The organism is Ferrimonas sp. YFM (genome assembly GCF_030296015.1).
GTDB lineage: Bacteria > Pseudomonadota > Gammaproteobacteria > Enterobacterales > Shewanellaceae > Ferrimonas.
Map to the genome: position 1 here is coordinate 1,877,595 of NZ_AP027368.1, position 12,964 is coordinate 1,890,558.

A 12,964-nucleotide genomic window follows, 5' to 3' on the forward strand; every position below is an offset into this window, starting at 1 on the left:
AGATCCCACGGAAAAACCCTGAGCCAGACCATCAAATCGGCTTTTGACGGCCCCGGCGCCTCATTGAATGGTGATTTTTTGCCCCCTTTACACTCAATTCATTGGAATCTCGACGAATCCTTGCGGTGCGCATTCGGTTGTGGCACAAGTCATACTCAAAGCTGGGCAGTCCTGACCAGCACGGGAGCCGTTATGAACGACCACGAAAAATCCACGCGCCGAGTGTTCACTGACGCTGCTGTCGAAGCAGCCCTGAAGATTGGTGCCATCTTCATTCTTCTGAGTTGGTGTTTCCAGATCGTGCGGCCCTTCCTGGTGCTGATTCTCTGGGGCGGCATCATTGCCGTCGCCCTGTTTCCCATGGTGCGTTGGCTCTCCGGTCGCTTCGGGTTGAAAATCAGCCTGGCCAGCAGCCTGGTGACCATCCTGGTACTCGCCGTGCTGTTGGTGCCCACCTATCTCTTTTCCGGGGCGCTGTTCTCCGGTACCCAGAGTCTGCTTACCGAGTTCAAAGAGGGGAGCCTGGTGATTCCGCCGGTGTCCGATGCCATCGCTCAATTGCCCTGGGTGGGGGAGGAGCTGCACGATCTGTGGCAAAAGTTTTCGGTGAACCTGGGGGCCGCTCTCGAGGGCTTTGGCCCCGAGATCAAGGAGGCACTCTCCCAGGTGGCGGCCATGGCCGGAAGCCTGGGGCTGGGGCTGTTGCAGTTTGTGGCGTCGGTGATCATCGCCGGGGTGCTGATGACCAATGCGGATTCCATTCGCGCCCTGTTCTACAACCTCTCCATGCGCATGGCCGGCGAGCAGGGGCGCAGCTTTAACGCCCTGGCGGTGGCGACCATCCGCAGTGTGATGCAGGGGGTGATTGGCGTCGCCCTGATTCAGTCCCTGCTGTCCGGCATTGGCATGGGCCTGGCCGGGGTGCCGGGCACCGGCTTGTGGATGCTGCTGGTACTCATTGTTGCCATACTCCAGTTGCCGCCACTGTTGGTGCTGATCCCTGTGATGATCTACCTCTTCTCCCTGGACAACACCACGGTGGCAGTGGCCTTTATGATTTGGGGACTGCTGGTAGGCGGCAGCGATGCGGTGCTCAAGCCTTTGCTGATGGGCCGTGGCGTGGACATTCCCATGTTGATCATCCTGATGGGGGCCATCGGCGGCCTGCTGCTCTCCGGCATCATTGGTCTGTTCGTCGGCGCCGTGGTGTTGGCCCTGGGCTTTAAGCTGTTTACCGCCTGGCTGGGCCAGGAAGCCTTGCCGGAACCCAGAGCGGCGCAGACTCGCATGGGCCTGAAAAGCTAACCGGTATCCTTATCGTCCAATCCCTGGCGGCGTTTTGAACACCTTGTTCTACATTGAATAGGTGTTCGACAACGTGCTGCAGCCAGGGGTGGGCATGAGTGACGCGGAGAAAACGGCCCCAGAGCCATCGCCTCAGGAGGGCGAAGGGGCCAAAGAACAAAGCAAAATAAGGCGCATCACCAACCTGATTCTGGGTGTGGTCGTCGTCCTGTTCCTGTTTCATCTGATTGCGGACCGGCTGATCCCCTCGACGGATCTGGGCCGGGTCCGTGCCTTCGTCGTGCCCATCACTCCCCAGGTGTCCGGAGAACTGCAGGCGATCAAGATTGAGCCCAACACCCCGCTGAAACAGGGTGAGGTGCTGGCGGTGATCAACCCCAAGGATTACGAGATTGCCTTGCAACAGGCGGAACAGAACCTCAAGCAGGCGGGACAGAGCCTGGGGGTGCAGACCGCCAATGTCTCCGCGGCTCAGGCCAAGGTCACCAATGCCGAGGCCAACCTGCAAAATGCCCGGGTGCAGTCCCGCCGGGTGTTTGCCATGGTCGAGCGGGGGGTGATGTCCCAGGCGGATGCGGATAACGCCAGGGCGGCGCTGACCAGCGCCGAGGCCACCCTGGCCAGTGCCAAGGCAGATCTGGCCAAGGCCCGGGAGCGTCTGGGGATGGAGGGGGAGAACAACACCCAGGTGCGCAGTGCCCTGCTGGCACTGGAGCAGGCTCAGCTGAATTTGTCTCGCACTCAGATTGTCGCCCCGTCCGATGGGGTGGCCTCTAACTTCCGCCTTAAGGAGGGGGTCTACGCCAATGCCGGCCAGCCGCTGATGACCTTCATCTCGTCCGATGAAGTGTGGATAGAGGCCTACTTCAGAGAGAACAGCCTGGGGAACATGAAGCCGGGGGATCGGGTGGAGTTCACCCTGGATTATGCGCCGGGCAGGGTGTTTCAGGGTAGGCTGGGCTCCATCGATCTTGGGGTGGACTGGGGCCAAAACGAGCAGGTAGGTCGCCTGGCCCAGGTCTCCAGCGACACAGGTTGGTTGCGGCAAAGCCAGAGGTTTCCCGTGACCATAGTGCTGGAGCCCAGCGAGGCCTATGGCTACCGTCGCGTGGGCGGGCAGGCGGATGTGATCGTCTATACCGGTGACGGCATGCTGCTCAATGGTTTGGGCTGGCTGTGGATTCGCCTGGCCAGTTGGGCCTCCTATGTGCGATAAATCCCGATGATGGCAGCGAGCCTCAAAAGCCGTGACAGGCGGGCCCTCAGGCTGACCCTGGGAGTCGGACTCGCCGTGGCGCTGTCGGCGTCCATCGCCTGGTCGCTGGCGTTCGTGGCGCCGGTGTTTGCGGCCAAGTTCCTGGTGGAGCGGGTCGAGCCCACCTGGGGAACCGCTCGCGAGCTGCTGTTTGGCGTTCTGGCTACCGTTGCCATCGCCTTCGCCGTCAGCTTCGGCCCCATTCATTACCCTCTGGTGTTCCTGCCACTGCTGGCACTGGTGATGCTTTGGGCCTACTTCCTGTTCAGCGACCCCCGTTGGAACTTCTTCGCCTCCATGCTGATCATCGCTGCCCTGTTGCTGCCCTACCTGGGTTTACTCCACCCCGGCATCGCGCTGGAGCTGGGCATCGGCCTGGCGTTCTCCGGCGCGGTAGCGGTGCTGGTGTTTACCCTGATGCACCTGCTGATCCCCGAAGCGAAGGCCCAGAGCGGCTCGACTGCGGACGCCGAGGAGCTGCCAGACGCGGATGTGCGCACCGATGAGGCGGTTCGTGCCCTGGTAATCGCCTTTCCTGTGGTGGGCTTTTTCTTTCTGGCGCAGGTGAGTGACGCCCTGCTGACTATGATCTTCATTGCGGTGCTGTCGCTGCAGGCCTCGGGCGCCAAGAGCGTCAAGGTGAGCCTGTTCCTTCTGGTGACCAATGGTGTGGGGGGCGTGGTGGCGGTGCTGTTCTATCAACTGCTGGTGGTGATGCCCTACCTGGGTTTTTATGTGGCGCTGGCGATGCTGGTCACCATAGTGCTGGCCAGCTATCTCTACGCCGATCCCGACAAGGCGCCGCTTTACGCCGGCATCCTGTCCACGGTGCTGGTGCTGGTGGGGTCCACCGCGTCATCCATGGACAAGGAGGTGGTGAGCAACTTCTACCTCAGGTTACTGCAGATCGCCATGGTTGGGGCGTACATGGTGTTTATCTCCTACTTTTTGGAAAGCCGATCCAGGCCGGGAATCTCTCTCAGGCCCTAGATCTCATTTGCTACCGGTCGTCCCTGGCTTAAGCCTGTCGACCAACAAGGAGCCCCCATGAATCATCAAGTGAAAGAACAGCATCAGCTTTTGACCGGTGCGGCGGTTGAGGCCGCGGTCAAGATCGGTGCCCTGTTTATCCTGATCAGCTGGTGTTTCCAGATAGTGCGCCCTTTCCTGGTGCTGATCATGTGGGGTGGCATCATCGCCGTCGCCCTGTTCCCCGTGGTTAAGGGGCTGGCGGACAGGATGGGCTGGAAACTGGGGCATGCCAGTACATTGATGACCCTGTTGGTGTTGGCGCTGTTGCTGGTGCCCAGCATTCTGTTTTCCGGCGCCCTGATCACCGAGACCCATGAACTGGTGACGGAACTCAAGGATGGCAGCCTGGTGATCCCGCCGCCGTCAGAGGCTGTGGCCAGATTGCCCCTGGTTGGGGATGACCTGCATCAGCTGTGGCAGAAGTTTGCCACCAACCTGGAGGGGGCGCTGGTCAGCTATGGCCCACAGCTCAAGGATGCCCTGGCAAGCCTGGCCTCCTCGTTGGGTGGCGTGGGGGTTGGCATTTTGCAGTTCGTGGTGTCGGTGATCATTGCAGGAGTGTTCATGAGTAACGCCGAGTCCGCAGGCCGGCTGTTCCACGGCATCGCCCTGAGAATGGCAGGCCCTCAGGGGGAGAGCTTCACTTCGCTGTCTGTGGCCACCATCCGCAGCGTGACTCAGGGGGTGATTGGGGTTGCCCTGATCCAATCCCTGCTGTCGGGCATAGGCATGGGGCTGGCCGGTGTGCCGGCCACAGGCTTGTGGATGCTGCTGGTGCTTATAGTCGCCATAGTGCAGCTGCCGCCCATACTGGTGTTGGCGCCGGTGATGATCTATCTGTTCTCGGTGCAAACCACCACGGTGGCGGTGGTCTTCATGGTGTGGGGGATTCTGGTGAGCGCCAGCGATGCGGTACTCAAGCCGATGCTGATGGGACGTGGGGTGGACATCCCCATGTTGGTGATCCTCATCGGCGCCATCGGCGGAATGCTGCTCTCGGGAATTATCGGGCTGTTCGTCGGTGCCGTAGCGCTGGCCCTGGGGTACAAGCTGTTTTCCGCCTGGCTGGCCAGGGAAGGGCTGGCGGAGCAGGGCGCTGCTCAGCCTCAGCCCGAGCCTCAGCCGGAGTCAGAAAACTAACCTATATCAATTTTGTGGGGGACGCCCATATAGCGACCAAACAGGCGGTCGAGCAGGGCGTCGCTCATAAAACGGCGGCAGAACAGGGCGACACTGGCTACCTTAGGGGCGGCGTAGCGGGCCTTGGGACGCTTCACCGTGGCGGCTTTGACGATGACGTCCGCCACCAGCTGAGGGTCGCATTCCATCGACTTGTTGTTTTCAAAGAAGTTGGCCGCCGCCTCGGCAATGGGGCGGTAGGGCCCCTGGCCGGATGTCTGCCTGATACTGTCGATAGCAATACTGCTCCACTCGGTGCGAATCGCTCCGGGCTGGATCAGCACCACATCGATGCCGAAGGGGCGCAGTTCATTGCGGGAGCAGTCGGCAAACCCCTCCAGGGCAAACTTGGTGGCCTGATACCAGCCTCCCAGAATGGACCAGAACTTGCCGCCCATGGAGCCCACGTGGACGATGCGCCCCTGACGCCGTTGTCGCATTGTGGGCAGAACCGCGTTGGTGATTGCCGCCAGGCCAAACAGGTTCACCTCGAACTGCTTGCGCGCCTCTTCCATGGGCATATCTTCCACCGCCCCATAGGCGCCATATCCTGCATTGTTAACCAGCAGATCGATGCGGGTTTCTTTATCGAGAATGTGGGCCACAAAGGCGTCGATGCTGTGGGCATCGGTCAGATCCAGGTAATGAACCTTGCCTCCGTCCTCGGCCAGGTCGGCCATCTGCTCGACTCGGCGGGCACCGCAGTAGACGCGGTATCCCTGTTGGATCAGGCTGCGAACCGTGGCTTTGCCGATGCCGGAAGAGGCGCCGGTTACTATGGCAACTGGGGTGGACTTCATGGGTGCTCCTAAGGCGTTTCATTAAACTCTGCAGAGGATGCTAACCTAGGGGGTACACCCCACAGTCAACAGGAAAATGATGCTGATAGGCGAATTGGCCAGGGCCGCTGGCGTCACCAAGGACACCGTACGCCACTACGACGAGATGCAGTTGCTGGAAACCGGCAGTCGTCAGGCTGGCAGCCGCACCTACCGTGAGTACCCAGCGTCCAACATCGAGCGAATCAAGATGATTCAGAGCGCCAGGGCCATGGGGTTTACCCTGGGGCAACTGCAGGGGCTTATTGGTCGCTATGATGCAGGGAAGATGCCACAGAGTGAGGCGATAGCCCTGTTGGAACAGCATCTGGAGATGGTACGCGGGAAGATCCGGCAACTGCAGCAGACCGAATCCATGATTCTGGCTAAGCTTTCTGGCTACGAGGTGTCCAGGGGAGAAAAAGTGTCCTAGTCCAGCTATGCCAGACGGTTACTCTAGAGAGCTGTGGATAGAGATCCAGAGGACTCGGTACTGTAGACATGGTTGTGATTGGATATTTCAACTTCTGCAGTGAATGAATCACAGACGAAACTCATAAAGCAGTTAATGCTGCTGAGCCAGTGGAATCATGAAACTTATGAATTAGTTACATGTAAATTGCCAGCAGAGTCACAGCCGAATCGGTTATTAATGTTTGTCGTTGTCCATTTACCTATCTTGAGTGTGGTAGTGAATACCTGCGCAGGCGATTAAAAAGGTCCCTCTTTGTTTTTCTCGCTTGTGCGTAATTATGATTGGCGCATGTGGATTTTGGCGTATTGCTTACCCTATTAGTGATTATTCCTTTGTAAAACAATTGATTGAGGTATAGTAAACTTGCGTAAATATTGTAGGGATGGATTGACTTCATACTGTTGGGATGATGACTTTTATTCGCTGTTACTGATGTGGTTCACTATTTTTAAGACAGATAACCGGGGGTGATGGGAATAATGAGCGAGCTGGCCAACATCGACTTTTTTAGCCTACAGGTATTCAAAAGTGTCTATGAAACCCGAAATGCTAAAATGACCGCTCAAAATCTGGGAGTCTCGGCCCCCAAGATCAGTCGTTGTCTGGCGGCGTTGCGTATCCAGTTTGATGATGAATTGTTTTATCGGCGCCAGAGTGGCCTGATGCCTACTCCGAAGGCGGAGCGGATCTACCAGGCGGTAGTGAGGTTAGCGAAAGGGTACCAAGAGTTGCAGGAGATCAATGCGGCCGATATACACGTTACTCCTCCGTTGATACTCGCTACCCTGGCCAAGTTCTTGCCGGTGTTTGCCACCAAACTGCATAAGCCGGAGCATGCCCAATTGGCCTCCAGGCTACAACTTGTGTGCTGGAATGTGGAGTCTATGGGGGCGTTACATAGAGGTGAACTGGATATTGGCTTATCGACTGAGTTGCCGATAGATGAGCTCACCTCCAGTTTATTAAAGCCAAAGCCGGGAGTGTTTCTTGCGGCGCACGAGCGCCACCCAATATGGCGACGGGAGGAGCAATTTAGTCTGGAAATGATGGCCGAATACCCCTTTGTCTATAATGTGGTTCCTGGTTTTAATGACCACATTGATCCGTTGGAAACGTTTTTTCGCAATCATGATATTACTTTCGCGAGTATTGAAGGAATCGCCGATAAGGACAATTGGTATGCCAGGTTGGTGTCAACGCCGTCACTCACGTTCTGTGGGCCAGCCAGTTTTGCTGAGAGCGTAGCCAGTTTACCTGGGATGAGGGTGTGGCAGTTACCAAGGGCAGAACAGAGTCGTCTACATGAGAAGCAAAGAATGCCACAGTACCGCTTGATCGAGCGTTCGGAGAAGTATCGTCGCTACGATGACAACACTCGCACCCGCATATTGGCGCTGTTAAAAGACGTACTGAATTAGTCTGCGTTTGAGTCATTATAGAGGAGGGGCCTGGCCCCCTTTTTTTATCCAAAATAGTTAGAGCTGGGCATCAAATTTCCCGGGCTGAAATTGCCAAATACAAATATTGAAATTACCTTTTGGCGGTCTCTATGCGTGACCCACAGAGTTGAAAGGCTAATTGCAGTTTTCATTTCATTCATTTCTTCGGTCTCTTATCGTCAAAGCGACTGCAAATGCAGGGAATTGTAATAGGAATATGATGATGAAAACTTTTGATAAGTCACTACTTGCTGTAGCGCTAAGCAGCGTTTTGCTGCTGACTGCCTGCAGTGATGGCTCAGATGGAGCTGATGGCCAAGATGGTGCGCCGGGTCAGGATGGGACTCCGGGTCAAGATTATGTGCCGGTAGTCACCAGCTCCGAGGTAACCAACCTGGAGTATATCGCCCACACTATTTCTGATGGTCAGCTAACCGTTGAGTTCATGGCAACCGATGCCGACGAAACCCTAATCAATGGATTGACCAGCGCTTCCATTTATGTTGCTGAAAACGTTGAAGGTGTTGGTATTCAGCGGCACCCTGACGGCAGCGTTGGCGGAACGGCTGTTGTTGGGAGTGACGAGCCAACCGAGGGCGCCAGCATTACCGCACTGGATAACGGTCATTATGAAATCGTTGCACCAATTGCGAGCCTAGCGTCGGATACCGATGCGATAATTCGTCTGCAGATCGGCAGCTATGATGATGCCATTGCCGCTTCTTCATATGTCATCATAGATAAGCCAGAGAATTTTGGTTCGACCACCACAGAGGCCTGTTATTCCTGCCACGTTGATTATGCGGCGTCGGATATCAAGCATTCGAAGTACGTTGCTTACGATATTGAAGGCAACGTCGATTTTGTGGCCGGCTGCATGGTGTGTCACAACAACGTAGCTGGCACCAGAGACGATGACAATAACAAAGTGGGTCCGGGCTATGCGTCAAACACTATGCAGAAGCTGGGACACATCAATCACCAGAGCTTTGAGATGGACTTCGCAGTGACCAACTGCGAGACCTGTCACGCAGAGCCGGTGTTAAACACCAGCATTTCCGGAAATGGTTGCAGTGATTGCCACGGCGACTCTAACTCTGCAGTGGCTGGTATCGTGGCTTCCACTGACTCTGAGTTTGATGTTCGTAAGATGCACGCGGATGCATCAGCATTGACCGAGCGCAAGGAGCTGCGTGAAAACTACTACTCCGAAATCAGTGCTCCCTACTTTGATGATGCTCTGAACTGGACTTACACCGACGACGATGGTGTAGAGCAGACCATGGCTGAAGGCTATTGTGTAGACGTTAAGCTGTTCGACAATACTGGCGAGGCGCCTGTTCAGGTAAATATCGCCGAAGAGTATCACGGCTACGACGGTCACTTTGTTGCCTATGCCGGTGCTTACATCAATGCTTATGACAATGAAACCGACTCCATTGTTGCTCGTGTCATTTCCCACGGATCCGAGGTTTACGTTGAACGTGACGACGGAACTCGCTCAGTATGTTATGCAGAGTTGCCTGGCTTGGAGAATTACCCGAATGCCATGCTGACTGCCAGCTCCCGCGTGACGCTGATGGATAGTGGTTGGGAAGACTCGGATAATGAATACGGTGTTTCCTTTACCCTGTATTCCGAAGTTGTCGATCAGAGTTTCGCTGCCTTGGGCAAAGAGTTTGGTCGTCGTCAGATCATCGATGAGACAGCCTGTACGACCTGTCATAACAACGAAACCAACTACCATAAGAGCGGTAGCTACCAAAATGGCGGCTGGGACTGCGTAGCCTGTCATAACAACGGTCAGGATCGTCGTGCGGCATATTCTGGGCCAGCCTTTGGTCCGATGATTCACAGCATGCACTGGGGTATTGGTAACGAACTGTCCGGCAATAAGGTTGATGAAGAGGGCAACAAGGTTCAGAACGCCGCTGCCAGCCTTAACGCTGACAACTGCGTATCTTGTCACTCTGAAGGCGTTAACCTGGACACCGTACCAAATCGCTACATGCTGTCTAAGTCCTGGAATGGTGGCACCAGTGGTGTGATGTCCTCACCGATTCTGGCTAACTGCCACGCCTGTCACGATAGCGACGCGGCTCTGAACCACATGGTGCAAAATGGCGGCGAGAAGAATGCCGTTACCACCACAGGTTGGTATGACGTACCAACTGCTGAATCCTGTGCCACCTGTCATGCAGAAGGTAAATCCTTCGGCATCGACAAGTATCACGTATTCGAGCGATAACACGTCACCCATCATTTTTCCCTCACTCAAAGAGCCTAACCTCGGTTGGGCTCTTTTTTGGTTGCTACGCAGACAATCGGTTCGAAGTGCCGCACTCGAATGTTGAGGAGAAAAGGAACTCGGTGCTGCTGGAATGACGCAACTTACGCATCCCTATTGGCTAAGCGCTCGCCTCGCTGCAGCCTAGCCCGCAGGGCGCGGGCGGTGGCATCCACCGCCACGTTCAGCAGCGCCGCGGCGCCAATCAGCACCATGGCCCGGTCAAAGCGGAATTCCTCGAACGCCGAATCGATGTAGAAGCCCAATGTGGTGATCCCCAGTACTCCCAGAATGGCAGTTTCCCGCTGAATGATCTCCCAGCGATAGAGCAGCCAGGTGATCAATTGGGGGTAGACCCTGGGCAGCACCTGATAGAAGTAGAGCCCAACCCGGCTGTAGCCTGTGGGGGCATCGTCTGGCCTGAGTTTTAGCTCCTGAGTGTAGCCGCCCACAAGGTGGCCGATGATGGCGCCATTGTGAATCCCCAGGGCCAGCAGGGCAGGCAGTAGACTGGGTCCCAGAATCAGCAGGCCGACGAACGCCAGCACGAACTCCGGAGTGGAGCGGGTGACAATCAGAAACCCCTGGCCCAGGGCGCGCAGGGGGCGGCCAAAGAACCAGCGGCTGCGCAGGGGGAACCATATTAGGGTCAGCAGGGCGGTCAGCAACAGGGCCATCTGGCTCAGGAGCAGGGTATCGGTCAGTCCGGGGAAGATCTGTTCCTGCCACAGGCGCAGGAACCAGGGCCACAGTTCGCCACCGTTTTTCAGTGGCGCAGGCACGATGTCCTGGGTGAGGAACTGCAGGATCAGCTCACCGTTGATGGAGGCTACCGGCGGCAGGTACCACAGCGCCAGCCCCAGGTAGAGGGGCAGCAGGGGCGCCCGGCACCACCACTTCATGGTGGCGATGATCAGGTAGAACAGATAGAGCAGGGCGGCGGCTTCGCTGTAGAGGCCCTGACGAAAGGCGGTCTCCAGGTGGTAGCCCAGGGTTGGCAGGCCCACAAAGCCAAGCACCACTGAGGAGCGCAATCCGCACTCCAGCCGATATTTGGTGTAGTGGCGAATGTGGGGCCAGGCCAGGGGCAGCCTGGCATAAACGAGCCGGCTGATGGCGTTGGCCACTTCACCACTTCTTGGCAGCGCCTGCTCCGCCGCAGGGTCGACCTCTTCAAGGATCTCTCCAAACACCTTGGTAAAGATGCCGGTGTAGGGGATCCACAGGGCCAGCACACCGGTGAGGGAGCTCAGGCCAAACACCTGCAGGAACATCAGCGCCCAGAACAGCTCATGAACCGAGCGCAGCAGGGCGGCGGTCACCCGCACTACAGGGTATCGGTAAAACAGGGCAAGCAGCAGGCCGCACAGGGCGGCCAGGGCGATCCCCTGCAGGGCGAAGGCGAGGGTGGTGGCAATTGCCTCCAGCAGGTATTCGGTGGCGAAGAAGTCCGGGCTCAGGGCGCCAGCCAGAAGACGTGCCAGCTCGGCACCTGGGGATACCTGAGTAATCTCCAGATCTGCCCAGGGCAGACAGAACAGCGCCGCCAGGGCCAACAGCAGGGTGATGCGGCGAAACTCCGCGGCCCGGTTATTCGATGGGCTGGGCAGGGACTCAGCCATGCTGATGACTGGGGTAGAGGGTGAGCAGGGTGGCGGCATCCAGCTGGTGAGCCGGCTTATCCAGTACCACCTCGCCCTGACTCATGCCGATGATGCGGTCGGCACAGGCCAGTGCCAGGTCCACATCGTGCAGGGCCAGTACCGTGGTCTGGTGATGGGCCTTGATGCGCTCGATGATGCGCCTGGCCTGAGCTTCATCCACCGCGGACACCGGCTCATCCCCCAGAAAGATGGCGCGCTGCTGGAACAGGGCCCGGGAGATGTTGATCCTCTGCTGCTCGCCTCCGGAGAAGCGCTCGGCAGACTGACTCAGCCGCTTGTCGCCACTGCCGTTCAGCAGCCCCAGCTCATCGGCCAGTTGCTGAATGGCTTGCCACTGGGCCGGGTCGGGCCGGACCAGATTGGTCAGGTTCTGCCACAGGCCGAACTCATGGAGCCGGCCCATGTAGACATTGAGGTAGAGGCTGAGCATGGGCACCAGGGCCGGGTGCTGGGGGCACCAGGCAACCTTGTCCTCGTGGGCGCGGCGCAGCAGCTCCAACAGGGAGGATTTGCCGGCACCGCTTTCCCCCACCAGGGCCACGGTCTGGCCGGCGTCGATGGTCAGGGACAGGGGTTTGACGATCCATTGGTCGCCAATCTTCAGTGAGGCCCCTTGCAGGGCCAGCTCAGCACTCATGCTCGCCTTAGTCCATCAGGCCGATGGATTTGGCGGTGTCCTTGATGGGGGCGTAGTCGGCGTTGGTGGCCGGTACAAAGCTGGAGCGTGGGAAGGCGTTCAGCAGTTTCTCATCCTTCATCTCCAGCAGCGCCTTGGTCACCTTGGCTTTGAAGCCTTCACCGTACTGGGCGTCCACATCACCACGAATGGTCCACTGGTAGTCGGGGTAGGTGGGGGTCTCCCAGATCACCTTCACCTTGCTGGTGTCCACTTTGCCGGCGGCCAGCTCAGATTCCCACACCTTGTAGTTCACCGCGCCAACCTGGTAGCTTCCAGCCTGAACCAGGGCGATGGTGCGGCTGTGGTCGCCACTGAAGCCCACTTTACGGAAGCTCTTGTTGGGGGCTTCCTGGAAAGCTTCGCGCAGGTAGAACTCGGGCATCAGACGACCTGAGGTGGAGCCCTTGGAACCGAAGGTGAAGGTCATCCCTTTCATCGCCTGCTGCAGGGAGGCGGCGGCATCCAGACCGGTGCTGGTGTGAGCAATGATGTAGGACTTGAAGAACTGATCTTCGTAGCCCTGGGCGATCGCTTCGCTGCCGGGCACCCGGGCACGGGCCTGTACGCCGGAGAGGCCACCGAACCAGGCCAGCTGTACCTGGTTATTGCGGAACGCAGTGATGGAGGCGGCGTAGGACTTCACCGGGATGTACTTCACCTCGACACCCAGCTCGCCGGTCAGGTAGTCGGCAACCTGGTCGAAACGGCTGCGCAGCTTGGACTCATCCTGATCCGGGATGGCGGTAAAGGTAAAGGTTTGAGCGGAAACCAGGGGGGCAACCGCCAGGGTCAGCAGGGCAATCAGTCGACGCATGGCTCTATGATTCCTAA

The 12,964-nt window shown here is 57.7% G+C and carries 11 protein-coding genes; 7 read left to right on the plus strand and 4 right to left on the minus strand.

Going from position 1 to position 12,964, the window contains the following annotated elements; translation table 11 throughout:
• Positions 1–192 precede the first annotated feature (192 nt).
• The 4 genes from QUE41_RS08780 (at position 193) to QUE41_RS08795 (ending at position 4,732) form a co-directional block, all read left to right on the plus strand.
• Entirely contained in the window at positions 193–1,305 is a 1,113-nt protein-coding gene (locus QUE41_RS08780) for an AI-2E family transporter (RefSeq protein ID WP_286342498.1), read from the plus strand.
• 94 nt (positions 1,306–1,399) lie between these two features.
• Positions 1,400–2,521 (plus strand): HlyD family secretion protein, encoded by a 1,122-nt coding sequence (locus QUE41_RS08785; protein WP_286342499.1) that lies wholly within the window; start codon positions 1,400–1,402, stop codon positions 2,519–2,521.
• A 6-nt stretch (positions 2,522–2,527) separates the two neighbouring features.
• Complete coding sequence (locus tag QUE41_RS08790) at positions 2,528–3,550, plus strand: DUF2955 domain-containing protein (RefSeq protein WP_286342500.1); 1,023 nt, start codon at positions 2,528–2,530, stop codon at positions 3,548–3,550.
• Positions 3,551–3,607: 57 nt separating this feature from the next.
• The gene (locus tag QUE41_RS08795; RefSeq protein ID WP_286342501.1) at positions 3,608–4,732 is read left to right on the plus strand and encodes an AI-2E family transporter; all 1,125 of its coding nucleotides are present in this window, start codon (positions 3,608–3,610) and stop codon (positions 4,730–4,732) included.
• On the opposite strand, the gene QUE41_RS08800 is transcribed toward QUE41_RS08795, so the two are convergent.
• Positions 4,729–5,571 carry an oxidoreductase gene (locus tag QUE41_RS08800; protein ID WP_286342502.1) on the minus strand — a complete coding sequence of 281 codons (843 nt, stop codon included), beginning with the start codon at positions 5,569–5,571 and terminating at the stop codon, positions 4,729–4,731. The two genes, QUE41_RS08795 and QUE41_RS08800, sit on opposite strands and share 4 nt — an antisense overlap.
• A 79-nt stretch (positions 5,572–5,650) precedes the next feature.
• On the opposite strand from QUE41_RS08800, the gene QUE41_RS08805 reads away from it, so the two are divergent.
• From QUE41_RS08805 to QUE41_RS08815, 3 genes are all read left to right on the plus strand, one after another.
• On the plus strand, positions 5,651–6,022 hold the full coding sequence (locus QUE41_RS08805) for a MerR family transcriptional regulator (RefSeq protein WP_286342503.1): 372 nt from the start codon (positions 5,651–5,653) through the stop codon (positions 6,020–6,022).
• Positions 6,023–6,543: 521 nt separating this feature from the next.
• The gene (locus tag QUE41_RS08810; protein WP_286342504.1) at positions 6,544–7,482 is read left to right on the plus strand and encodes a LysR family transcriptional regulator; all 939 of its coding nucleotides are present in this window, start codon (positions 6,544–6,546) and stop codon (positions 7,480–7,482) included.
• Positions 7,483–7,726: 244 nt separating this feature from the next.
• Positions 7,727–9,751, plus strand: a complete 2,025-nt coding sequence (locus QUE41_RS08815) for a multiheme c-type cytochrome (protein ID WP_286342505.1) — start codon at positions 7,727–7,729, stop codon at positions 9,749–9,751.
• A 143-nt stretch (positions 9,752–9,894) separates the two neighbouring features.
• Here QUE41_RS08815 and QUE41_RS08820 read toward each other — a convergent pair whose 3' ends face one another.
• Genes QUE41_RS08820 through QUE41_RS08830 form a run of 3 tightly spaced genes read right to left on the minus strand, consistent with a single transcriptional unit; the run spans position 9,895 to position 12,947 of the window.
• Positions 9,895–11,412, minus strand: coding sequence for a PhnE/PtxC family ABC transporter permease (locus QUE41_RS08820; RefSeq protein WP_286342506.1), 1,518 nt, complete (start codon positions 11,410–11,412; stop codon positions 9,895–9,897).
• Positions 11,405–12,091, minus strand: coding sequence for an ATP-binding cassette domain-containing protein (locus QUE41_RS08825; protein ID WP_286342507.1), 687 nt, complete (start codon positions 12,089–12,091; stop codon positions 11,405–11,407). Before QUE41_RS08825 ends, QUE41_RS08820 begins: the two co-directional genes overlap by 8 nt.
• A 7-nt stretch (positions 12,092–12,098) precedes the next feature.
• A complete protein-coding gene (locus QUE41_RS08830; RefSeq protein WP_286342508.1) occupies positions 12,099–12,947 on the minus strand; it encodes a putative selenate ABC transporter substrate-binding protein in 849 nt (282 codons plus the stop codon).
• Between the last annotated feature and the right edge of the window lie 17 nt (positions 12,948–12,964).